The following is a 21,892-nucleotide window of genomic DNA, read 5'->3' on the forward strand; positions in this document are numbered from 1 at the left end:
TTGGCGACGTTTTACAGCAACGGGCTGAAGAAGTAAAACAGTCGCTCGGCGACACGTTGCCAGAGTGGACGTTTTAACCACAGCCGTGCATCGAGCAGACGCGAACGAGAAATATAGTCGTCCTGAACTGCAGCCAGATCGGCACCAAAACCTTTATCGTCAATAGCCAGCGTGATTTCAAAATTCAGCCACAGACTACGCATGTCGAGGTTAACGGTGCCAACCAGACTTAATTCGCCATCGACCAGCACGCTCTTGGTATGCAGTAACCCACCTTCAAACTGATAAATCTTAACCCCAGCAGCAAGTAGTTCTGTAAAGAATGCGCGACTGGCCCAGCCTACCAGCATTGAGTCATTTTTCCTCGGCAAAATAATACTGACATCAACCCCGCGTTGCGCCGCCGTGCAGATTGCGTGAAGTAAGTCATCGCTGGGGACGAAGTAGGGCGTCGTCATGATTAAATATTCACGAGCTGAATAAGCCGCAGTCAGCAAAGCCTGATGAATCAGGTCTTCCGGGAATCCCGGGCCGGAAGCGATGGTATGAATCGTATGACCGCTGGCCTGCTCGAACGGCATAATATTGACATCAGGCGGTGGTGGTAAAATACGTTTTCCCGTCTCAATCTCCCAGTCGCAAGAGTAGATAATTCCCATCGCGGTGGCGATAGGGCCTTCCATGCGAGCCATCAGATCAATCCATTGTCCTACGCCCGCATCCTGTTTGAAGAAGCGCGGATCGACCATATTCATGCTACCGGTGTAGGCAATGTAGTTATCGATCATGATCATCTTGCGGTGCTGGCGCAGGTCCATGCGGCGTAAGAATACGCGCATCAGGTTAACCTTTAAGGACTCGACCACTTCGATACCGGCATTTCGCATTAACTCTGGCCACGGGCTACGGAAAAAAGCAACACTCCCCGCAGAGTCGAGCATTAATCGGCAATGAATACCGCGTCGTGCGGCGGCCATCAAAGATTCTGCCACCTGGTCTGCCATACCGCCTGGTTGCCAGATATAAAACACCATCTCAATGTTATGGCGAGCGAGTTGAATGTCGCGGATTAACGCCTGCATCACATCATCAGACTCGGTCATCAGTTGCAGCTGATTACCCTTGACCCCGGCGATCCCCTGACGACGCTCGCAGAGCTTGAATAACGGTCCAGCGACGCTGCTATTTTCTTCCGCAAAAATATGCTTACAGGCTTTAAGATCGTTAAGCCATTTCGCCGTGGAAGGCCACATCGCTCTGGCGCGTTCGGCGCGGCGTTTGCCTAAGTGGAGTTCGCCAACAGCCAGATAAGCAATAATTCCGACCAACGGCAGAATGTAAATGATCAACAGCCAGGCCATGGCGGAGGGAACTGCGCGTCGTTTCATTAGAATGCGTAAAGTTACGCCTGCAATGAGCAACCAGTATCCCAGAATGGCCAACCAACTCACCAACGTATAAACGGTTGTCATAGATTAGAAATCCTTTTGAAAGCGCATTGTTATGAGTTTACGCATATGGATTCATCTGGCAAATAAAAACGCGTTAAAAGCACTGGTCAGCGTCGGGACCGGGGGTATAATGACCGCTCTGTTATTGCATAGAGTAGTTAACATGAAGCGGAGTAGAACGGAAGTGGGGCGCTGGCGCATGCAGCGTCAGGCTAGCCGACGGAAATCGCGTTGGCTTGAGGGGCAGTCACGCCGAAATATGCGTATCCACAGCATCAGGAAGTGCCTTCTAAACAAACAGCGAAACTCGTTATTGTTTGCGATCTACAATATCTAAATGTTCTGGGCACCAACGCGGTGCCCATTAAGATTATCTTCCCGCCGTTAAAATCTATTTTTGCGCAGATTCATTGTTGTCAGTTTTGGTTTCGTCGTCATTGTTATCGCTGAAAATGCCATGCCCGGAATTCAGCAACATCGAGACGAGCATATCATTATTAATTTCTTCCCCATTGAGAATACGCGCCAGTATCTCGCTACCAAATAGCTGCGGTGAAAGAATAATATCCGGATGCACCATCTTAATCTTATTCAGGTTTTTGCTATCACTGACGGCAAGCACGGTTTTAACATCTTTGCTCATATCTTTCGCCGACAGAACGACAAAAGCATTATCGGCGTCATTATCACTTAACGCCAGAATAGCTCGACAGTGATCAATTCCCGCTTTTTTTAGTACTGAACTGTCATTGCTGTCACCGGGGATAACATCGGCATTGTCACCGAGTCTTTGTTCAAGCTGTTTTATGTCATCCTCTGGCAGGTTGCTGATAACCGTGACGTTTTGTCCGCGTTGATTCAGTTGCAGAATCGTGTTGATTGCCAGAATGGAATGCCCGCAAACAATAAAGTGATCTTTACGATGCATTGTATGATTGTTTCCTTTCACAAGTTTATTGAATCCTCCGCGGATAAGCGGGCCGAAAATCGAGGTCATGGAGGTGGCAAAAACGGTAATACCGGAAATAATGACCGAAATAGTAAACAGGCGCGCTGATTCAGAAACCGGGACGATATCGCCGTAGCCCACGGTTGACATAGTTTCTATCGAAAAATAGAACGCGGTCATTAGACTCTCTATTCGCGGATTAAAACCTTCGCTTAAATAAAGTGCGCCGTAGGTAGAGTAAAACAGTAACGTCGTAAAACTAATAAAAGCAAAAATTGTCCCGGCCGCAGCACTACTGTGAGAGAAGTCTTTACGCAGCACCAACAAAATTATCAAGGTAAAGATGCAAAAACCAATGCTGAATTTCAGCCAGGGATAAAAGTGCAGGGTGTAAATCAGCGTTATCAGCAATAAAATGATACTGATAGCCCATGCCAGCTTTGCCCGAAATAGCAAGCCGATCGAGTTCAAAACAAGAAAGACGCCGAGCATAAACAGTGGCGCATTGGCCAGCAAGGAGAGGTCAAGTTCTGAAAACGCCTGGATATGGAAAATATCGAGCAGATTGACCGACATGCCATAAATTGTTTTGAAAATAAGCAATCCATTTGAAAGGACCGCCAGCGCGATAACATCGTGCCGCAGGGTCACCCATAAATTTACCGCTGTTTGCTTGAATGTAGCCCAGTGACTCACTGATACCTCTGTAACCACAATTTTGTTTAATTATCTTCACGCGTACAGAATGTGAAAAACATGCGGCACGTGAATGTGTTAAACCATAGTAGATGACTTTATCCGCAGCAATCAAAGGTTTTGATTGATCAAAACCGAATCAGGCAGAGAAATTTTGTCATTTTTAGACGGAGATGCCGAGGGTATATAGGGAGATACAGATAAAGTTATTATCTGTTTGTGGTGGTGGATTGGGGGTATCGGTAAATATAAAGTAAAAACAAGAGCACGGTTTCTGTCACCGCGCCCCTGGATGTTGATATTCAGAACACTTTCTTAAAGGGTTTCACGGAAACTTGCTCATAGACTCCCGCAGCCACGTATGGATCGGCATCTGCCCAGGCCTGGGCTGCTTCCAGCGATTCAAATTCAGCAATAACGGTTGAGCCAGTAAATCCTGCGGCGCCTGGATCGTTACTGTCTACCGCTGGCATTGGACCGGCGGTCAGCAGACGCCCTTCATCATGCAGTAACTGCAAACGTGCTAAATGTGCCGGACGAACGGAAAGGCGCTTTTCGAGGCTATCGGCTTTGTCTTGAGCGTAAATAACATACAACACGGGCACAACTCCTTGTTCGGAAAGGTTATAAAGTACGTTATTTGAAAGGGCGAAGATCTGCAACGGAAAGATGATGTCTTTGTTAAGGCGTCACTAAAAGTAAGGTTAATAGCGCCAAAAATTGCGTTTTCACTGATCCTGATCGCCTTGCCTTATTGAATATGATTGCTATTTGCATTTAAAATCGAGGCCTGGTTTTTTTACTGAAACGATTATGACTTCAATGACCCTTGATTTACCTCGCCGCTTCCCCTGGCCGACGTTACTTTCGGTCTGCATTCATGGTGCTGTTGTGGCGGGTCTACTCTATACCTCGGTACATCAGGTTATTGAACTACCTGCGCCCGCGCAGCCGATTTCTGTCACCATGGTTGCCCCGGCCGAACTTGAGCCGCCACAAGCCGTTCAACCGCCGCCGGAACCAGTGGTGGAGCCAGAACCGGAGCCTGAGCCGATACCAGAACCGCCAAAAGAAGCACCGGTAGTCATTGAAAAGCCGAAGCCGAAACCTAAGCCAAAACCGAAGCCGGTGAAAAAGGTACAGGAGCAGCCGAAACGCGATGTCAAACCGGTAGAGTCACGTCCGGCGTCACCGTTTGAAAATACGGCACCTGCTCGCCCAACATCAAGTACGGCAACGGCTGCAACCAGCAAACCGGTCACAAGTGTCGCGTCTGGTCCACGGGCATTAAGCCGTAATCAGCCGCAGTATCCGGCGCGCGCGCAGGCACTACGCATTGAAGGGCAGGTTAAAGTTAAATTTGACGTCACACCGGATGGTCGCGTGGATAACGTACAAATTCTTTCAGCCAAACCGGCGAACATGTTTGAGCGCGAAGTGAAAAACGCGATGCGCAGATGGCGTTATGAGCCGGGCAAACCTGGAAGTGGGATTGTGGTGAATATCCTGTTTAAAATTAACGGCACCACCGAAATTCAATAAACAGAAAATCAAAAGCCTCCAACTTGGAGGCTTTTGACTATTACTCTACAGGTAAGGCACGAGGCTTTCCTTCAGGGTCGACGGCAACATACTTAAATAACGCTTCCGTCGCTTTATAGCGCTGCCCAATCGGTTCAGACGCCACTTTTTTCACCCATACTTCAATATTAATGCTGACTGATGTCGTCCCTTTTTGGAGACAGCGCGCATAGCAGCACACCACATCACCAACCGCAACTGGCCGTAAGAAAGTCATTCCTTCAACCCGCACGGTCACGACGCGACCGTGGGCAATTTCTTTTGCCAGAATGGCACCGCCAATATCCATCTGCGACATCAACCAACCACCAAAGATATCGCCATTGGCATTGGTATCGGCAGGCATGGCTAAAGTACGTAAAACAAGATCGCCCTGAGGGACGTTAGGTGTTGTAGACATGGTAAAACCGACATAAAAGGAAAATCACAGGCGCGATGCTACTATGATTTTCCAAATGAGAACAGAGGATATGCAGCGCCGGCCCCGAAGGGCCGGCAGACAGATTATGATTTATCTTCCTGCGGCATATGGCGGTAGATATAAATACCGCTTAACAGTGTGAAGATTAAGGTGAGGGCGGTCAGACCGAACACTTTGAAGTTGACCCAAATATTTTGCGGTAGCCAGAATGCGATGTAGATATTCGCCAGACCACAAAGAATAAAGAAGACTGCCCAGGCCAGGTTCAGCTTCGACCATACTGGCTGCGGTAGAGTGAGTTCTTTACCCAGCATCCGCTGAATCAGCGGTTTTTTCATTACCCATTGGCTAACCAACAAAGCACCGGCAAACAGAGCGTAGATGACGGTGACCTTCCATTTAATAAACTCATCATTGTGGAAGAACAGCGTCAGACCACCGAAAACGACCACCAGAACAAAGGTGATCAGGGCCATCTTCTCAACTTTCCGGAAGCGAACCCAGCTATAAATAAGCACAATTGCCGTGGCGACGATGAGCGCCGCAGTTGCCGCATAGATGTCATAAATTTTGTAGAACGCGAAGAAGACAACCAGCGGTAAAAAATCAAGAAACTGCTTCATTTTACGATTCCGTAATCAAATACTTCAGGTTATTGGCGAATCAACATGTACAGGCGGAACAGATAGATAAGCAATACGGCTGAAATCAGGTTGCTTAAAGTATTCGCCAGTACGGCACCAATTTCCGGGGTTAATGCGGCAAACGAAGAGGCAAACAGCAGCAACAGTGTTTTTGCCAGTAACCAGCTTAGTACTGCAGGTGCCACCAGACGCATATTCGCCCATGTCAGCCGCATACTGCTGCGCATAGAGGCGAAAACGCCCATTTTATCCTGCACCAACATCACCGGCGCCAGTGCCAGTAAAATGGCCATTAAAATCCCCGGAACGACCACCAGCATGATGCCAATCTGTACTAAAAGGGTAGTCAGAAAAATCAGAATAAATAACTTTGGCAATATCGGCGCACTGGCACCAATAGCGCGTAGCGCACTGACTCTCTGACCCGCAGACACCAGTTGGATGATTAATATTACGCCTCCGGCGAGTATGGCGTTACCGATTAATCCTGAAAAAGTGGACGCAGCGGAAGCACGCAGCAAAATTTGTTGCTGTTCCGGGGACATATTTTGCACCAGATCGAACAACCCACCGCCGCCACTAACGGGCGCGCCGTCATTGAGCTGCGCAAGCTGTGCGTCACTGGGTGAGAAAACATGTCCTAACACCACTGTGATAAATGCACAAAGCAACGATACCAACAGAATGGTCATAAATTGATTACGGAAGAAATTTCCGGTGTCACGGTATACGGACTGCGCCGTGATAGACATGCACTCTCCTTGAGTTTTATGCAGGTGTTAATTAGCGGGCAATTGTACCCTGGTTATCCCTTCAGTGGCAGCATCACGACTTGTATGGAAAAGCATATCTTTGTAAAGCGCAGGTAATCCACAGCGTGCGTGGGTGCGATCACAGGATCCATTGCTTTCTCCAGACACGACAAATTCCTGACAAGCAGAAGGGCTGTTTGCATAAATACCGCAACTTACCGCCTGCTTAAAAGGCCAATAAGGTAGCAAAAGAATACTTTCGGAGATGGAAAGCATTCAAATTGATTTGAATCATGTTAACCAGGATTTGCGATACAACTTCTAAATTAATCCAGATCAATAAATGGTCATTTAGCGAATGCAATGTGATCTATGTAGGATCATTTGTTACTCCAATGTAGGTATATTCGTCACGTTTTTATAACCATAACGACGGAGCGAACATGAAAAAATTAACAGTGGCGGCATTGGCAGTCAGTACACTTCTCTCTGGTAGCGTCTATGCTCACGAAGCAGGCGAGTTCTTTATTCGTGCAGGTTCGGCAACGGTACGTCCAACGGAAGGCGCGGATGGAACTCTGGGAAGCCTGGGTGGCTTTAGCGTGACCAATAACACCCAACTGGGCCTGACCTTCACCTATATGGCGACTGATAACATTGGTGTGGAATTGCTGGCGGCATCTCCGTTTCGTCATAAGGTTGGCACAGCCACAACCGGGGATATTGCGACAGTCCACCATTTACCGCCAACACTGATGGCACAATGGTATTTTGGCGATTCCGGCAGTAAATTCCGTCCTTACATTGGTGCGGGTATTAACTACACCACCTTTTTTAATAATGACTTCAATGACACCGGTGAAGGTCTTGGTTTATCCGACCTTAGTCTGAAGGATTCATGGGGCGTGGCGGGACAAGTAGGTGTGGATTATCTCATCAACCGTGACTGGTTGCTTAATATGTCGGTCTGGTACATGGATATCGACACTGAGGTGAAATATAAATCCAATGGCGCAGTGCTGCCTGCAGGACGCTATTCTGACAACGTACGCCTCGACCCGTGGGTATTTATGTTCTCTGCGGGTTACCGCTTCTAATTTTTTACCATCAATAAACCGCCAGATGTTTTCTGGCGGTTTGTCTCAAATTAACTTCGTGTAGCTGCTTTCATCGGTTGTACAAAAGCTTTCAGTGCTTCCAGCATTTTTTCTGGCTCATTAATATGTTGCTCGATGATTTTTACAATTGCCGAACCAGAAATCGCGCCTGCGGCCCCTGCATCAATCGCTGCTTTTACCTGTTCCGGTGCTGAAATGCCAAAGCCCTGCAATGGAGGCGCGGCATTGTATTCTTTCAGCTTCGTGACCAGATGATTGAGTGGTAATGCCGCGCGGTTTTCCGCTCCGGTTACGCCCGCACGCGACAGCAAATAGGTGTAACCACGACCGTAAGAGGCTATCTGGCGCAGCAAATCATCGTCGGCATTCGGCGGGCAGATAAAGATCGGCGCGACATTATGACGCAACGCGGCCTGGCGGAAGGGCGCAGACTCTTCCACTGGCACGTCGGCAACCAGCACCGAATCGACGCCGACTTTTTCACATTGAGCGTAAAACTCATCAATGCCTTTGTTAAACACCAGGTTGGCGTACATTAGCAGGCCAACAGGAATGGTCGGATGTTTTTGACGAATCAGTGCCAGCATCTCAAAACATTGTGCCGGGGTCACACCTGCCGCAAAAGCACGCAGTGTGGCGTTTTGAATGGTCGGGCCATCTGCCAGCGGGTCGGAGAAGGGGATGCCTAGCTCCAAAGCATCAGCACCTGCTTCGATCAACGTATCGATAATTTTCAGCGACTGCTCAATGCCCGGATCACCGAGGGTGACGAAAGGAACAAATGCGCCTTCTTTGCGCTCCTTCAACTGGGCAAACAGAGATTCGTAGCGTTCCATCAGATTTCCCCTCGTGCTTTCAAAATATCGTGAACGGTGAAGATGTCTTTATCGCCGCGACCGGAAAGGTTAACCACTAGTAGCTGCTCTTTTTCTGGGTTTTCGCGCATCATTTTCAGCGCATGGGCCAGGGCGTGGGAGGACTCCAGCGCCGGGATAATCCCTTCGTGCAGGCACAGCGTTTTAAAGGCTTCCAGCGCTTCATCATCGGTAATCGACACGTAATCAGCGCGACCGATGCTGTTGAGATACGCATGTTGTGGGCCAACGGACGGGAAATCCAGTCCGGCAGAGATGGAGTAAGATTCTTCAATTTGCCCGTCTTCGGTCTGCATCATCGGTGCTTTCATGCCGAAATAGATGCCTACGCGACCATGTTTCAACGGTGCGCCATGTTCGCCGGTTTCGATGCCGTGACCGCCTGGCTCCACGCCAATCAGGCCGACATTGGTTTCGTTGATGAAATCAGCAAACATGCCGATGGCATTCGAACCGCCGCCAACACAGGCGATAACAGCATCCGGCAGGCGACCTTCTCTTTCCAGAATCTGTGCTTTCGTTTCTTCGCCAATCATCCGCTGAAACTCACGCACAATGGTCGGATAAGGATGCGGGCCAGCTGCGGTACCCAGCATATAGTGCGCGGTTTCGTAACTACCGGACCAGTCGCGCAGCGCCTCGTTACAGGCATCTTTCAGCGTCGCGGAACCGCTATGCACCGGGATCACTTCCGCACCCATTAAGCGCATACGAAAAACGTTAGGCGACTGGCGTTCAACGTCTTTGGCACCCATATAAATACGGCATTTCAGGCCGAGCAGGGCGCTGGCAAGGGCCGACGCCACACCATGCTGACCGGCTCCGGTTTCGGCGATGATTTCGGTTTTACCCATCCGCTTCGCCAGCAAAGCCTGGCCCAGAACCTGGTTGGTTTTATGTGCGCCGCCGTGCAATAAATCTTCGCGCTTCAGATACAGCGTGGTGTTCGTCCCGGCTGTAATGTTCTGGCATTTGGTCAGCGCGGTTGGGCGCCCGGCATAGTTTTTCAGCAGGTCGTTGAACTGGGCCTGAAATTCAGGATCTTTTTGCGCGCTGACAAAAGCTTCTTCCAGCTGGCGCAGAGCAGGCATCAGGATTTGTGGCACGTACATGCCGCCAAACTCACCAAAATACGGGTTAAGTAATGTTGTCATTGTTCCTTTCCTTAATATGCGCGCAGCGTCTGGAAAACCGAGGCCAAAAGGCGTGCGTCTTTAATGCCCGGTTGCGACTCTACAGCAGAATTAAAATCAAGCCCGGCGCAGCCGGTTTGTGCCGCTTCCACGCAGTTATCTGCGCCTAAGCCACCCGCCAGCAGGACGTTGCCAAGCGATTGACCATTTAACAGTGACCAGTCGAAACGTTGCCCGCTTCCACCCTGGCCGTTGTCGAAAATATATTTATCGACGTGCTGAAAATCGCGCGCGGGAAGAGTTTCACCGACGCTCAATGCTTTCCAGATGGCAACGTTAGCGGGCAGCACGTCACGCAGTGCGTCGATATATTGCTGATCTTCATTACCATGCAGTTGCACTGCTGCCAGCGATAACGCGTTAGTTTTGTCCACCACATCAGCAATATCGTGATTGCGGAACACACCAACATACTGCAACGGTGCCGCAGCCATCACTTCCTGCGCCTGTTCAACGCTGACGCAACGCGGTGATATCGCAACAAAAATCAACCCACCGTAAATCGCGCCCGCGTCATAAGCTGCTTTAGCATCTTGCCCACGCGTCAGGCCACATACTTTATTCTCACCCAGCAACACCCGGCGCACGGCGGCGTTCAAATCGTCATGGGCCATCAACGCCGAACCAATCAGAAAACCGTTAGCGAAGTGGCTTAACTCGCGCACCTGAGCGTAGGTATTGATGCCGGATTCGCTGATTACCGTCACGTTGTGCCCCAGTTTCGGCGCAAGCTCGCGGGTACGGTTGAGATCAATCGACAAATCACGCAGATCGCGGTTGTTGATGCCAACGACTTTTGCCCCCAATGCAATGGCGCGCTCCAGTTCCTCTTCATTACTGACTTCGGTCAGCACACCCATCTCCAGACTGTGGGCGACGGCTGCAAGCTGGCGATATTGTTCGTCATCCAGTACTGAAAGCATTAATAAGCAGGCATCGGCCTGGTAATAGCGCGCCAGATAGATCTGGTAAGGATCGATAATGAAGTCTTTACATAAAATCGGCTGCGGGGCGATTTGGCTGACGATGGGGAGGAAATCAAAGCTCCCCTGAAAATATTTCTCATCAGTCAGTACCGAAATTGCCGAAGCGTAATGCTTATAAATCGAGGCAATGCGTGCTGGATCGAAATCATCACGGATCACGCCTTTTGACGGCGACGCTTTCTTGCATTCCAGAATAAACGCCGTGCGTGCACCCTGCAGCGCATCATAAAAATGTCGCGTGCTCGGCTGAACCTCATTCTGAAAACTGGCCAGCGATTGCTGCTGTTTGCGGGCTTCTACCCAAATCGCCTTGTCTGCGACGATTTTCGCTAAAACGGTTTGCATCATTTACCCTCGTGCCGCCAGTGCGGTGACTCTGTCGTAAGCGGAACCACTACGCAGTACCTCAAGAACGGTTTGCGCATTGGCTTGCAGATCTTCATGGCCATGCAGGCGCATTAACATGGCGACATTCGCCGCGACGGCTGCTTCATGGGCGGCGTCGCCTTTACCTTGTAACAAGCGTGTTAAAATGTCACGGTTTTCTTCCGGTGTTCCGCCAGCCAGTTGCTCCTGGTGGTAGGGCGTCAGGCCAAAATCTTCAGCGGTCAGTTGATAGCTTTTAATTTCACCATCGTGCAGCTCGGCAACAATGGTCGGAGCGTGTAAGGAAACTTCATCCATTCCACCGCTGTGCACCACCGCTGCACGTTGATACCCCAGCACGCGCAAGGTTTCGGCAATTGGCAGCACCAGTTCCGGGCTGTAGACACCAATTAACGCCAGCGGAGGATGCGCTGGGTTAATCAGTGGCCCCAGCACGTTGAACAGGGTGCGAGTTTTCAGTTGCTGGCGAACCGGCATCGCGTGGCGGAATCCGGTGTGATATTTCGGCGCAAAGAGGAAACAGACGCCTAATTCATCCAGCGCCTGGCGCGATTTATCGGCGTTCATATCAAGATTAATACCGAATGCCGCCAGCAGATCCGACGAGCCAGATTTACTGGAGACGCTGCGGTTACCGTGTTTCGCCACTTTCAGCCCACAGGCCGCGGCGACAAACGCACTGGCGGTCGAAATATTGATACTGTTGCTGCCGTCACCGCCGGTGCCGACGATATCGGCAAACAGATAATCAGGGCGCGGGAACGGCGCGGCGTTTTCCAGTAGCGCCGTTGCTGCTCCGGCGATTTCGTTCGGGTGCTCGCCGCGAATTTTCATGCTCACCAGCGCCGCCGCGAGCTGTTCTGGCTTCAGCTCGCCACGCACCACCGCTGAAAAAAGCTGGTGGCTTTCTTGTTGGCTAAGCGTCTGCGCCTGATACAGTTTTTCCAGAATCGGTTGCAGCGTGTTGGTTGGCTCTAGTTTCTGCTGCGCCCAGGCCAGCGTTTGTTCCAGCAGGCGAGCGCCCTGAGTGGTAAGAATGGATTCCGGATGGAACTGGAACCCACAAACGCGATCCGCATCGTGACGCACCGCCATCACCATGCCATTAAAATGGGCGTTGATGGTTAAACCTGCCGGAATGTTACTGCCAACCAGCGAGTGATAACGCGCCACCGGCAGCGGGTTTGTTAATCCGGCAAACATCGCCTGACCATCATGTTCAATGCTCGACGCTTTACCGTGAAGAATTTCGCCCGCCTGACCGACATAGCCCCCGTAAGCTTCGACAATCGCCTGATGTCCGAGGCAAATGCCAATGATTGGCAGCTTACCGCGCAGGCGGGTGAGGAGTTCCGGCATACAACCGGCTTCGCTCGGCACACCGGGGCCAGGAGAAAGCATCAGTACCGGATTGCTCATCGTCGCCAGGCGTTCAATTAAGGTCTGCGCCGGAATATGGTTGCGGTAAATCACCACGTTATGACCATTGCTGCGCAACTGATCTGCCAGGTTGTAAGTAAAAGAGTCGATATTATCGAGCAGCAGAATGTCAGCCATCAGAATGTCTCCTGTGCATGATGCGCGGTGGCAATAGCGCGCAGTACAGCGCGGGCTTTATTACGGGTTTCGTCGGCTTCCGACTGCGGAACAGAATCAAGTACCACGCCAGCACCGGCCTGCACGGTGGCGACTCCGTTCTCTACCAGCGCCGAGCGGATCACAATGCAGGTGTCGAGATCGCCATGCGCGGTGAAATAACCTACTGCACCGCCGTAGCTGCCGCGTCGACGACCTTCCGCTTCGGCAATTAACTGCATAGCACGTACTTTCGGCGCACCGCTTAACGTCCCCATATTCATACAGGCACGGTAAGCGTGCAGGGCGTCGAGATCGTGGCGCAGCTCACCGACAACGCGGGAGACCAGGTGCATCACGTAAGAGTAACGGTCAACTTTGGTGAGATCGGCGACGTAGCGGCTGCCGGGGGTACAAATGCGTGCCAGATCATTACGGGCGAGATCCACCAGCATCAGATGTTCAGACAGCTCTTTATGATCGGTACGCATTTCCAGTTCGATGCGGCTGTCGAGGTCTCTGTCCAGTGAACCATCGGCACGACGACCGCGTGGGCGTGTTCCGGCAATTGGGTAGATCTCAATCTGGCGGCTGGTGGCGTCATACTTGAGCGAACTTTCCGGCGACGCGCCAAACAGGGTGAAATCATTATCCTGCATAAAAAACATGTACGGGCTGGGATTACTCTTTTTCAGCACGTAATAGGCCGCCAGCGGTGACGGGCAGGGCAGAGAGAAACGGCGAGATGGCACCACCTGGAAAATTTCTCCGGCGCGAATCGCTTTTTGCAACAAACGCACTACGCCACCGAACTCTTCATCGCTCTGGTTACATTCACAACGCATATGCGGCACGGAAACCACCGGCAGCGGCGGCGCGTCTTCGGTCAGTCGCTGGCGCAACTCGTGCAGGCGCGTAGTGAGACGCTGTTTTTCTTCTTCATTGGGAGCAAACAGGCTTGCCTGAATGCGGGTGCTTTTTTTCTGATGGTCAATCACCATCAGCGTTTCAGCGAGATAAAAACAGAAATCAGGGCAGTTATTTTCCGCTACCAGTTGCGGTAAATCTTCAAATCCCGCCACAAGGTCATAAGAGAACAGCCCGCCGAAGAACATTGCTTCTCGTTCTTCCTTCGGTACATTCAACAGATTCTGTAATAAGCGGAAAGCGTCAAAAACCGAAAGGGAGCATAAGCGGGCGTCTTCATCCAGCAGTGGACTGACAGGGGGGAAGCGCAGCACACGGCAGTTTGGTGATTGTTCATTTTCCACACCCGCAGGCAGGGCGTTATCCAGTAGTGTCAGCAGGGCTTCGCCATTGCCGGAAAGCGCCTGAATTGTGACAGTGTCACCTAAAGCTGTAATGCGCAGCGCACTGTCTACCAGCAGCAGGCTTTTTAAATCATCTTTGCTGTCGATATCTGCGGATTCCAGCAGCAGCGTTGCTGGACGATCCCCACACAACTGGTGAAAAAGCGCGGTGGGATTATCGCGATAAGCGCCTTCGCAGGTTAACAATTCGAGAGTCGGTTTTTGTGTTTGCATTGTTATTCTCTAATTTTGTTCAAAAAAAAGCCCGCTTATAAGGCGGGCTGGGTATCTGATTGCTTTACGCATGGTGAATACACTGCCCGTTTCAGGAAGTGCGCCACCAACCTTTCAGTACGAAAATCGCTTTCATTGTCGATACCCTTTTTACGTGAACTTGCGTACTAGTTAACTAGTTCGATGGTTAATTGTCAACAGCTCATTTCAGAATATTTGCCAGAACCGTTATGATGTCGGCGCCAAAAACATTATCCAAAACGGGAGTGCGCCTTGAGCGACACGAATTACGCAGTGATTTACGACCTGCACAGCCATACCACAGCTTCCGATGGCTGCCTGACGCCAGAGGCGTTGGTGCACCGTGCGGTCGAGATGCGCGTCGGCACTCTGGCGATCACCGACCATGACACCACAGCTGCAATCGCGCCAGCAAGAGAGGAAATTTCACGTTCGGGACTGGCGCTGAATCTTATTCCCGGCGTGGAAATTTCCACGGTCTGGGAAAATCATGAAATTCATATTGTCGGGCTGAATATTGATATTACTCATCCGCTAATGTGTGAGTTCCTCGCGCAGCAGACAGAACGGCGCAATCAGCGGGCGCAGCTAATTGCCGAAAGACTTGAAAAAGCGCAAATACCGGGGGCGCTGGAAGGCGCGCAACGACTGGCGCAGGGCGGTGCGGTGACGCGCGGTCATTTTGCTCGTTTCCTGGTGGAGTGCGGCAAAGCCAGTTCAATGGCGGATGTCTTTAAAAAGTATCTGGCGCGCGGGAAAACCGGATACGTTCCGCCACAGTGGTGTACAATAGAACAAGCTATTGATGTCATTCATCATTCTGGCGGTAAGGCGGTGCTTGCTCATCCTGGGCGGTACAATCTTAGTGCTAAATGGCTGAAAAGATTGGTTGCGCATTTTGCCGAACACCACGGCGACGCGATGGAAGTCGCGCAGTGCCAGCAATCGCCCAATGAACGTACCCAGCTGGCGACACTTGCCCGCCAGCATCATTTATGGGCATCACAAGGATCTGATTTTCATCAGCCATGCCCGTGGATCGAACTGGGTCGTAAACTCTGGCTGCCCGCTGGCGTTGAAGGCGTCTGGCAGCTATGGGAACAGCCGCAGAACACCACAGAGAGGGAATTATGAGCCAGTTTTTTTATATTCATCCTGATAACCCGCAGCAACGTCTGATCAACCAGGCGGTGGAGATCGTGCGTAAAGGCGGGGTGATTGTTTATCCAACCGATTCCGGCTACGCACTCGGCTGTAAAATTGAAGATAAAAACGCGATGGAGCGTATTTGTCGTATTCGCCAGCTGCCGGACGGTCACAACTTTACCCTGATGTGTCGCGATCTTTCTGAACTTTCGACCTATTCATTCGTGGATAACGTTGCGTTTCGTTTAATGAAAAACAACACGCCGGGCAACTATACCTTCATCCTGAAGGGGACGAAGGAAGTGCCACGCCGTCTGTTGCAGGAAAAACGCAAAACCATTGGGATGCGTGTGCCTTCTAACCCGATTGCGCAGGCGTTGCTTGAAGTATTGGGCGAACCGATGCTTTCCACATCGCTGATGCTACCGGGCAGCGAATTTACCGAATCCGATCCGGAAGAAATTAAAGACCGTCTGGAAAAACAGGTGGATTTGATTATCCACGGCGGCTATCTCGGGCAGAAACCGACAACGGTCATTGATCTTACCGATGATACGCCGGTCGTGGTGCGTGAAGGCGTGGGTGATGTGAAGCCTTTCTTATAAAAAATTGCGTTCCACGGATGGAAGATTATGGCAGGGATATATCGCTGCATTTTGCTGTTGATAGTTGGGCTTTTTTTCTCTTCGTTGAGTTATGCGAAAAACACGGAGATCCCTTCATATGAAGAAGGGATCTCGCTCTTTGATGTTGAAGCCACTCTGCAACCGGATGGGGTGCTCGACATCAAAGAGAACATTCATTTTCAGGCGCGAAATCAGCAGATTAAGCACGGGTTTTATCGTGATTTACCCCGACTATGGATGCAGCCTAATGGTGACGCGGCGCTGCTGAACTATCGCATTATTAGCGTCACCCGTGATGGCGTTCCTGAACTCTGGCATCTTGACTGGCATATCGGGTTAATGAGTATTGTCGTGGGCGATAAACAACGTTTCTTGCCTCAAGGCGACTATCATTATCAAATTCATTATCAGGTTAAAAATGCTTTTCTACGCGATGGTGACTCTGACCTGCTAATCTGGAACGTGACCGGTAACAACTGGCCGTTTGAAATTTATAAGACCCGATTTTCTCTCCAGTTCTCTAATATTGCGGGTAATCCATTTAGCGAAATCGATCTCTTTACTGGAGAAGAGGGCGACACATATCGAAATGGGCGCATCCTTGAGGACGGAAAAATTGAATCTCGCGATCCGTTTTATCGTGAAGATTTCACGGTTCTCTACCGCTGGCCTCATGCCTTGCTGGATAATGCCCCGGCACAACACACGGCGAATATCTTTAGCCATCTTTTTTGGCCCTCAACATCGTCTCTTATCATTTGGTTACCGTGTTTGCTCCTGGCGTGTGGATGGTTATATCTCTGGAAGCGCAGGCCGCAATTTACGCCGGTAGATGTGATTGAAACCGATGTCATTCCGCCAGATTATACGCCCGGCATGTTACGTCTCGATGCGAAACTGGTTTACGACGATAAAGGTTTTTGTGCCGATATCGTAAATCTGATTGTGAAAGGAAAAATTCATCTGGAAGATCAGTATGACAAAAATCAGCAAACCCTGATTCGTGTTAATGAAGGCGCGACCAGAAATAATGCGGTATTACTGCCCACCGAACAGTTATTACTGGAAGCGCTATTTCGTAAAGGCGATAAGGTCGTTCTTACGGGGAGGCGCAACAGAGTCTTACGCAGAGCATTTTTACGGATGCAGAAATTTTATCTGCCGCGTAAAAAGTCTTCGTTTTACCGACCTGATGCGTTTTTGCAATGGGGCGGAATGGCGATATTGGCGGTCATTCTCTACGGTAACCTGAGTCCGGTAGGTTGGGCAGGAATGAGTCTGGTGGGCGATATGTTTATTATGGTCTGCTGGCTTCTTCCTTTTTTATTTTGTTCCCTTGAGCTTTTGTTTGCCCGCGATGATGACAAGCCTTGCGTTAATCGTGTAATCATCACTTTGTTTTTACCACTGATTTGTTCAGGCGTGGCCTTCTATTCTCTCTATATCAATGTCGGAGATGTATTCTTTTACTGGTACATGCCGGCGGGTTATTTTAGCGCTGTTTTCCTGACCGGTTATCTCACTGGCATGGGGTATATTTTTCTGCCAAAGTTTACCCAAACTGGGCAGCAACGTTATGCCCACGGTGAAGCTATCGTTAACTATCTTGCGCGTAAAGAGGCGGCAACGCACAGTGGGCGGCGGCGGAAAGGGGAAACACGGAAGCTGGATTACGCGTTGTTAGGTTGGGCTATATCGGCAAATTTGGGGAGGGAATGGGCGTTACGCATCGTTCCTTCGCTTTCTTCGGCGATTCGCGCTCCAGAGATTGCCCGTAACGGCGTTTTATTCTCATTACAGACGCACCTGAGTTGCGGGGCCTATACCAGTTTGTTGGGGCGGAGCTATTCCGGTGGTGGTTCTGGCGCTGGTGGTGGTTGGTAATGAAGCCGATGTTAATCGAAACAAGCTTTAACCATAAAGATCGTGTATGATGTTCCGCCTCAAAGGCAGGCCAGCTACGGCCTGAAGAGTTCAAACAGACTTTACTATCAGTGAGTCAGATGTAAGTTCTGACTCATTGTTGCACAAAAGCATACCAGACGCCTGGGAAGGCGACACCAAAAGGAAGCTCAATGAGCGAAAAGTTACAGAAAGTGCTGGCGCGTGCCGGCCACGGTTCTCGCCGTGAAATCGAATCTATTATTGAAGCCGGTCGTGTGAGTGTTGATGGCAAAATTGCCAAACTCGGCGATCGCGTTGAAGTTACCCCTGGGCTGAAAATCCGTATCGATGGTCACCTGATTTCGGTACGTGAGTCCGCTGAACAAATTTGTCGCGTTCTGGCCTATTACAAACCAGAAGGTGAGTTGTGTACCCGTAACGATCCGGAAGGGCGCCCAACGGTGTTTGACCGTCTGCCGAAGCTGCGTGGCGCACGCTGGATTGCCGTGGGTCGTCTGGACGTTAACACCTGTGGTCTGTTGCTGTTCACCACCGATGGTGAACTGGCAAACCGTTTAATGCATCCAAGCCGTGAAGTTGAACGTGAATATGCCGTGCGTGTATTTGGTCAGGTTGACGACGCGAAACTGCGTGATTTAAGCCGTGGTGTGCAGCTGGAAGATGGTCCGGCAGCCTTTAAAACCATCAAGTTCAGCGGCGGTGAAGGGATCAACCAGTGGTACAACGTTACTTTGACCGAAGGCCGTAACCGTGAAGTTCGTCGTCTGTGGGAAGCGGTTGGCGTGCAGGTAAGTCGCCTGATCCGTGTGCGTTACGGTGATATTCCACTGCCGAAAGGTCTGCCACGCGGCGGCTGGACGGAGCTGGATCTCGCCCAGACTAACTATCTGCGCGAACTGGTGGAGCTACCGCCAGAAACCAGCTCTAAAGTCGCTGTAGAAAAAGATCGTCGTCGCATGAAGGCAAATCAAATTCGACGTGCGGTGAAACGTCATAGCCAGGTGAGCGGCGGTCGTCGTTCTGGCGGACGTAATAATAACGGTTAATTTAAGATAAGTATAAAATAAAGGCCCTGCGGGGCCTTTTCTTCATTTGAAGCATGATAAATAGTCGCAGTATTTTAATTTAATTTCATACTTGCTTATGAATAATGCCCGGAAATAGCCACATTACTATTTAATTATCTGAGATAAACTCAACGTTAAGAGGTGGGTTATGATTAGATATAGTGGAATATTTCTATCGCTGTTAATGCTTTCAGGTTGTGCAACTGAAGCATTGAAAAACGAACAAGCTGAAACTGTTATTACTGTGGGTAACAAAGCGGTGGCAGCGAATGCAAGTTTCTTTAAACAATATTATGCTTCTCGTGAAAACTTCCTTGTTAATTTCTATGCAACTAATCCGGATTGTGCCCTGCGACCTGATTATGCCATAGATATAGGCGGTGATGGTAATGGAGGGAAATTATGCCAGCGTCCAGGGCCAAATACAAAACAAGTACAATTAGTCCCTTTCGAGAAAGAAAAACTACTGGCTTCAATGGAAGTCATTAATAGCATGAGCGCTTATGTAGAACTTCTGACTGAGGATATGGCAACAACGGAAAGTCAGCAAGTGGCATTACTTAAACAGGCTCTGGATCACGCAAACAACGCACAAACACTACTTGGTGTTTCACATAGCAAAGATTTAGCTCAGTCTGCAGCGGCGGTTAAAGATTTAGTAAATTATTTCAATGAGTTATATATAATAAAAGTCAATTCTGGAAAAATAGGTACAACGGTAGATGAAAACTGGGTAAGACTTATAAAGAACATGACAGTTTTGCGTAATGATATTTATACAAAAAGCAACAAGATTGAAAATTATACCTTTGCGAATGTGCATGATAATATGTTTTATTATAATACGGCATCTAAAAACTCTAAGAATACAGAGTTTAACACGCTGAAAAACAGGAAAGAGTTTCTAAGTTCAGTAATCAATGTGAATGAAACCAGGCTACAGGCATCGGCACCTGCCATGCCTGCGATTGAGGCTTTAAATGCCTTTATAGATAAGGGTGATTATCTGAAAAGCTTATACGTTAATAAAACACGCACGGCAGCTGAACAAAAAAGGTTAAATGAGATATTACGCGCACAGGTCATTAGTGGGTTAAAGGCGTCTGAGGGGCTGGCAAAATTACTTATTGCCAGCGGAATAATGTTATAGGAGGCTTTTTATGAACGATGTGCAAAATCGTAGGATACTGGCATTACTTGATATGCTGTATAATACCCTGGGCAATAAAACCACATGCAATGTTTGTCATAAATATTTTATCCATATCCTCACAGTTATGAACAACCTGACGATTAACTATGGTACTGAAACTTCGCCAGAGTTAGCCGAGATAAATTATGACGATGCTAATGCGTTAATTACTGAATTGATATTATTTATTGAAGATGTTGACGCTGAGAATCATGAAACATATCAGAGACATTTTAATGAGATTACACGCATTCTGAATTTTGCTATTGCCGCTTGAATATAATTATGATTAAAGCACCTCAAGAGGTTTCTTTTGAGGTGCTTTCACTTAGTAATCGATCCCTATCTGCGCTTTTACGCCAGCATCAAACGCATGTTTCACGGGGCGTAACTCACTTACCGTATCCGCCAGTTCAAGAATATCCCGATGACAACCACGACCCGTGATAATCACCGTCTGCTGATCTGGACGTTCATTTAACGCCTGCACCACTTCTTCAAGTGGCAAATAGTCATACGCCACCATATAAGTCAGCTCATCGAGCAAAACCATATCCACTGAGGGATCTGCCAGCATCCGCTTTGCATGTTGCCAGACTTCACGGCAGGCGGCGGTATCAGACTCGCGATTTTGCGTATCCCAGGTAAAGCCCGTTGCCATCACCTGAAACTCAACGCCATGTGGCTCCAGCAAATTGCGCTCGCCGTTAGGCCAGGTACCTTTAATAAACTGCACGACCCCCACTTTTTTGCCATGGCCAACCGCGCGAGTTGCGGTACCAAATGCCGCGGTGGTTTTGCCTTTTCCATTGCCGGTAAAGACGATGACAATGCCACGCTCATCCTGCGCTTGCGCCACGCGAGCATCAACTTTCTCTTTAACACGCTGCTGACGCTGTTGGTAGCGTTCATCACTCATTGGGAAATTCCTGGTTTGCGGCCCGGTTGGGCGTCAAAGGTCATGCCGGTTTTACGGCGGCTGTCATCGCCCATCAGCCATAAATAGAGTGGCATGATATCGGCGGGTGTTTTGAGTTTCTGTGGATCTTCGGTGGGGAAAGCACTGGCACGCATTGCAGTACGTGTACCGCCGGGGTTAATGCAGTTGACGCGCAGGCGCTGCTGATATTCATCGGCCAGCACTTGCATCATTCCTTCGGTGGCAAATTTCGACACCGCATATGCGCCCCAGTTGGCACGCCCCTGACGCCCAACGCTTGATGAGGTAAAGACCAGCGAACCGGCGTCCGATTTGAGTAATAAAGGAAGCAGTGCCTGGGTGAGCATAAAGGTGGCATTAACGTTGACCTGCATGACGTCCTGCCAGACCTGCGGATTTTGCTCGCGCATTGGGCAAACATCGCCGAGCAATCCGGCGTTATGCAGCACGCCGTCCAGACGCGGGTAATTAACAGCAATACGCTGTGCCAGTTGTTGGCAGTCTTCGGACGTACAGGTCAGCAAATCGAGAAGAAACCATTGCGGCTGGCGTCCTGTCTCTTCGAACATGCTCTGGGCCACCTGACGTAATTTTTCTTCGTTCCGGCCCAGCAGAATGACCGTCGCGCCATAGCGCGCATAAGTTAAAGCGGCTTCACGACCAATGCCGTCGCTGGCGCCTGTCACCAGGATAATACGATCATTGAGTAAATCTTGTTTTGGTTGGTAATGCATGGCTACTCCCCGACGACATCAACAGTCGCGCTGCCAGTGTACTTTATGACTTTGGGGTTTTATGCCTGAAACAGGAGGGCATTTCAATC

23 protein-coding genes, 1 pseudogene and 1 other annotated feature are annotated in these 21,892 nt (G+C 49.7%); of the genes and pseudogenes, 9 read left to right on the top strand and 15 right to left on the bottom strand.

Going from position 1 to position 21,892, the window contains the following annotated elements; all coding sequences use genetic code 11:
* Positions 1 to 11 precede the first annotated feature (11 nt).
* The gene (gene cls, locus FEK43_RS02990) at positions 12 to 1,472 is read right to left on the bottom strand and encodes a cardiolipin synthase (protein WP_130208884.1); all 1,461 of its coding nucleotides are present in this window, start codon (positions 1,470 to 1,472) and stop codon (positions 12 to 14) included.
* A 142-nt stretch (positions 1,473 to 1,614) separates the two neighbouring features.
* On the opposite strand from cls, the gene FEK43_RS02995 reads away from it, so the two are divergent.
* Positions 1,615 to 1,788: a YciY family protein gene (locus tag FEK43_RS02995; RefSeq protein ID WP_122983112.1), complete on the top strand. Its 174-nt coding sequence runs from the start codon at positions 1,615 to 1,617 to the stop codon at positions 1,786 to 1,788.
* A 54-nt stretch (positions 1,789 to 1,842) separates the two neighbouring features.
* Here FEK43_RS02995 and kch read toward each other — a convergent pair whose 3' ends face one another.
* Both kch and FEK43_RS03005 read right to left on the bottom strand, forming a co-directional pair.
* Complete coding sequence (gene kch / locus FEK43_RS03000) at positions 1,843 to 3,096, bottom strand: voltage-gated potassium channel protein (protein WP_130259718.1); 1,254 nt, start codon at positions 3,094 to 3,096, stop codon at positions 1,843 to 1,845.
* Positions 3,097 to 3,398: 302 nt separating this feature from the next.
* The gene (locus FEK43_RS03005) at positions 3,399 to 3,695 is read right to left on the bottom strand and encodes a YciI family protein (RefSeq protein ID WP_000967596.1); all 297 of its coding nucleotides are present in this window, start codon (positions 3,693 to 3,695) and stop codon (positions 3,399 to 3,401) included.
* A 223-nt stretch (positions 3,696 to 3,918) separates the two neighbouring features.
* Here FEK43_RS03005 and tonB point away from each other — a divergent pair, with 223 nt between their 5' ends.
* A complete protein-coding gene (gene tonB, locus FEK43_RS03010) occupies positions 3,919 to 4,638 on the top strand; it encodes a TonB system transport protein TonB (RefSeq protein ID WP_064528843.1) in 720 nt (239 codons plus the stop codon).
* A gap of 40 nt (positions 4,639 to 4,678) precedes the next feature.
* On the opposite strand, the gene yciA is transcribed toward tonB, so the two are convergent.
* The 4 genes and pseudogenes from yciA to FEK43_RS22950 form a co-directional block, all read right to left on the bottom strand.
* The gene (gene yciA / locus FEK43_RS03015) at positions 4,679 to 5,077 is read right to left on the bottom strand and encodes an acyl-CoA thioester hydrolase YciA (RefSeq protein ID WP_130208879.1); all 399 of its coding nucleotides are present in this window, start codon (positions 5,075 to 5,077) and stop codon (positions 4,679 to 4,681) included.
* A gap of 104 nt (positions 5,078 to 5,181) precedes the next feature.
* On the bottom strand, positions 5,182 to 5,721 hold the full coding sequence (locus FEK43_RS03020; protein WP_000808667.1) for a septation protein A: 540 nt from the start codon (positions 5,719 to 5,721) through the stop codon (positions 5,182 to 5,184).
* 29 nt (positions 5,722 to 5,750) lie between these two features.
* Positions 5,751 to 6,494, bottom strand: coding sequence for a YciC family protein (locus FEK43_RS03025; RefSeq protein ID WP_130208877.1), 744 nt, complete (start codon positions 6,492 to 6,494; stop codon positions 5,751 to 5,753).
* Between the two features lie 27 nt (positions 6,495 to 6,521).
* Positions 6,522 to 6,736: pseudogene (locus tag FEK43_RS22950) on the bottom strand (YkgJ family cysteine cluster protein); the annotation flags it as partial.
* Between the two features lie 201 nt (positions 6,737 to 6,937).
* On the opposite strand from FEK43_RS22950, the gene ompW reads away from it, so the two are divergent.
* Complete coding sequence (ompW, locus tag FEK43_RS03030; protein ID WP_130259719.1) at positions 6,938 to 7,591, top strand: outer membrane protein OmpW; 654 nt, start codon at positions 6,938 to 6,940, stop codon at positions 7,589 to 7,591.
* Positions 7,592 to 7,641: 50 nt separating this feature from the next.
* On the opposite strand, the gene trpA is transcribed toward ompW, so the two are convergent.
* From trpA to trpL, 6 genes are all read right to left on the bottom strand, one after another.
* The gene (gene trpA, locus FEK43_RS03035) at positions 7,642 to 8,448 is read right to left on the bottom strand and encodes a tryptophan synthase subunit alpha (RefSeq protein WP_130259720.1); all 807 of its coding nucleotides are present in this window, start codon (positions 8,446 to 8,448) and stop codon (positions 7,642 to 7,644) included.
* Positions 8,448 to 9,641: a tryptophan synthase subunit beta gene (gene trpB, locus FEK43_RS03040; protein ID WP_130258918.1), complete on the bottom strand. Its 1,194-nt coding sequence runs from the start codon at positions 9,639 to 9,641 to the stop codon at positions 8,448 to 8,450. Before trpB ends, trpA begins: the two co-directional genes overlap by 1 nt.
* An 11-nt stretch (positions 9,642 to 9,652) precedes the next feature.
* Positions 9,653 to 11,014: a bifunctional indole-3-glycerol-phosphate synthase TrpC/phosphoribosylanthranilate isomerase TrpF gene (trpCF, locus tag FEK43_RS03045; RefSeq protein WP_171020814.1), complete on the bottom strand. Its 1,362-nt coding sequence runs from the start codon at positions 11,012 to 11,014 to the stop codon at positions 9,653 to 9,655.
* Positions 11,015 to 12,610 (bottom strand): bifunctional anthranilate synthase glutamate amidotransferase component TrpG/anthranilate phosphoribosyltransferase TrpD, encoded by a 1,596-nt coding sequence (gene trpD / locus FEK43_RS03050; RefSeq protein ID WP_000763524.1) that lies wholly within the window; start codon positions 12,608 to 12,610, stop codon positions 11,015 to 11,017.
* On the bottom strand, positions 12,610 to 14,172 hold the full coding sequence (gene trpE / locus FEK43_RS03055; protein ID WP_135406474.1) for an anthranilate synthase component I: 1,563 nt from the start codon (positions 14,170 to 14,172) through the stop codon (positions 12,610 to 12,612). Before trpE ends, trpD begins: the two co-directional genes overlap by 1 nt.
* Positions 14,173 to 14,193: 21 nt before the next feature.
* Positions 14,194 to 14,287, bottom strand: a sequence feature (Trp leader region).
* Positions 14,264 to 14,308, bottom strand: coding sequence for a trp operon leader peptide (trpL, locus tag FEK43_RS03060; protein WP_001700591.1), 45 nt, complete (start codon positions 14,306 to 14,308; stop codon positions 14,264 to 14,266). It overlaps the preceding feature by 24 nt.
* A 137-nt stretch (positions 14,309 to 14,445) precedes the next feature.
* On the opposite strand from trpL, the gene rnm reads away from it, so the two are divergent.
* From rnm to FEK43_RS03090, 6 genes are all read left to right on the top strand, one after another.
* Positions 14,446 to 15,327 (top strand): RNase AM, encoded by an 882-nt coding sequence (rnm, locus tag FEK43_RS03065; RefSeq protein ID WP_001285663.1) that lies wholly within the window; start codon positions 14,446 to 14,448, stop codon positions 15,325 to 15,327.
* The gene (locus FEK43_RS03070; RefSeq protein ID WP_001516499.1) at positions 15,324 to 15,944 is read left to right on the top strand and encodes an L-threonylcarbamoyladenylate synthase; all 621 of its coding nucleotides are present in this window, start codon (positions 15,324 to 15,326) and stop codon (positions 15,942 to 15,944) included. The genes rnm and FEK43_RS03070 overlap by 4 nt, the downstream gene beginning before the upstream one ends.
* A 27-nt stretch (positions 15,945 to 15,971) precedes the next feature.
* Entirely contained in the window at positions 15,972 to 17,849 is a 1,878-nt protein-coding gene (locus FEK43_RS03075; RefSeq protein ID WP_135406476.1) for a DUF2207 domain-containing protein, read from the top strand.
* A gap of 191 nt (positions 17,850 to 18,040) precedes the next feature.
* Complete coding sequence (gene rluB, locus FEK43_RS03080; protein ID WP_001291217.1) at positions 18,041 to 18,916, top strand: 23S rRNA pseudouridine(2605) synthase RluB; 876 nt, start codon at positions 18,041 to 18,043, stop codon at positions 18,914 to 18,916.
* Positions 18,917 to 19,085: 169 nt separating this feature from the next.
* Complete coding sequence (locus FEK43_RS03085) at positions 19,086 to 20,087, top strand: hypothetical protein (RefSeq protein WP_130208867.1); 1,002 nt, start codon at positions 19,086 to 19,088, stop codon at positions 20,085 to 20,087.
* Between the two features lie 10 nt (positions 20,088 to 20,097).
* A complete protein-coding gene (locus FEK43_RS03090) occupies positions 20,098 to 20,406 on the top strand; it encodes a hypothetical protein (protein WP_130208865.1) in 309 nt (102 codons plus the stop codon).
* A 51-nt stretch (positions 20,407 to 20,457) separates the two neighbouring features.
* On the opposite strand, the gene cobO is transcribed toward FEK43_RS03090, so the two are convergent.
* Together cobO and FEK43_RS03100 are read right to left on the bottom strand one after the other, a co-directional pair.
* Positions 20,458 to 21,048: a cob(I)yrinic acid a,c-diamide adenosyltransferase gene (gene cobO / locus FEK43_RS03095; protein WP_130259727.1), complete on the bottom strand. Its 591-nt coding sequence runs from the start codon at positions 21,046 to 21,048 to the stop codon at positions 20,458 to 20,460.
* On the bottom strand, positions 21,045 to 21,803 hold the full coding sequence (locus FEK43_RS03100; protein ID WP_130222779.1) for a YciK family oxidoreductase: 759 nt from the start codon (positions 21,801 to 21,803) through the stop codon (positions 21,045 to 21,047). Before FEK43_RS03100 ends, cobO begins: the two co-directional genes overlap by 4 nt.
* Positions 21,804 to 21,892: the final 89 nt, after the last annotated feature.

It is taken from the genome of Escherichia sp. E2562 (assembly GCF_005781075.1).
In the GTDB taxonomy this organism is placed as follows: Bacteria; Pseudomonadota; Gammaproteobacteria; order Enterobacterales; family Enterobacteriaceae; genus Escherichia.

Excerpts from the sequence above, each read along its gene's own strand:
- cls (WP_130208884.1), bottom strand. The coding sequence starts at position 1,472 with ATGACAACCGTTTATACGTTGGTGAGTTGGTTGGCCATTCTGGGATAC.
- FEK43_RS02995 (WP_122983112.1), top strand. The coding sequence starts at position 1,615 with ATGAAGCGGAGTAGAACGGAAGTGGGGCGCTGGCGCATGCAGCGTCAG.
- tonB (WP_064528843.1), top strand. The coding sequence starts at position 3,919 with ATGACCCTTGATTTACCTCGCCGCTTCCCCTGGCCGACGTTACTTTCG.
- yciA (WP_130208879.1), bottom strand. The coding sequence starts at position 5,077 with ATGTCTACAACACCTAACGTCCCTCAGGGCGATCTTGTTTTACGTACT.
- FEK43_RS03020 (WP_000808667.1), bottom strand. The coding sequence starts at position 5,721 with ATGAAGCAGTTTCTTGATTTTTTACCGCTGGTTGTCTTCTTCGCGTTC.
- FEK43_RS03025 (WP_130208877.1), bottom strand. The coding sequence starts at position 6,494 with ATGTCTATCACGGCGCAGTCCGTATACCGTGACACCGGAAATTTCTTC.
- ompW (WP_130259719.1), top strand. The coding sequence starts at position 6,938 with ATGAAAAAATTAACAGTGGCGGCATTGGCAGTCAGTACACTTCTCTCT.
- trpA (WP_130259720.1), bottom strand. The coding sequence starts at position 8,448 with ATGGAACGCTACGAATCTCTGTTTGCCCAGTTGAAGGAGCGCAAAGAA.
- trpB (WP_130258918.1), bottom strand. The coding sequence starts at position 9,641 with ATGACAACATTACTTAACCCGTATTTTGGTGAGTTTGGCGGCATGTAC.
- trpCF (WP_171020814.1), bottom strand. The coding sequence starts at position 11,014 with ATGATGCAAACCGTTTTAGCGAAAATCGTCGCAGACAAGGCGATTTGG.
- trpD (WP_000763524.1), bottom strand. The coding sequence starts at position 12,610 with ATGGCTGACATTCTGCTGCTCGATAATATCGACTCTTTTACTTACAAC.
- trpE (WP_135406474.1), bottom strand. The coding sequence starts at position 14,172 with ATGCAAACACAAAAACCGACTCTCGAATTGTTAACCTGCGAAGGCGCT.
- FEK43_RS03070 (WP_001516499.1), top strand. The coding sequence starts at position 15,324 with ATGAGCCAGTTTTTTTATATTCATCCTGATAACCCGCAGCAACGTCTG.
- FEK43_RS03075 (WP_135406476.1), top strand. The coding sequence starts at position 15,972 with ATGGCAGGGATATATCGCTGCATTTTGCTGTTGATAGTTGGGCTTTTT.
- rluB (WP_001291217.1), top strand. The coding sequence starts at position 18,041 with ATGAGCGAAAAGTTACAGAAAGTGCTGGCGCGTGCCGGCCACGGTTCT.
- FEK43_RS03085 (WP_130208867.1), top strand. The coding sequence starts at position 19,086 with ATGATTAGATATAGTGGAATATTTCTATCGCTGTTAATGCTTTCAGGT.
- FEK43_RS03090 (WP_130208865.1), top strand. The coding sequence starts at position 20,098 with ATGAACGATGTGCAAAATCGTAGGATACTGGCATTACTTGATATGCTG.
- cobO (WP_130259727.1), bottom strand. The coding sequence starts at position 21,048 with ATGAGTGATGAACGCTACCAACAGCGTCAGCAGCGTGTTAAAGAGAAA.
- FEK43_RS03100 (WP_130222779.1), bottom strand. The coding sequence starts at position 21,803 with ATGCATTACCAACCAAAACAAGATTTACTCAATGATCGTATTATCCTG.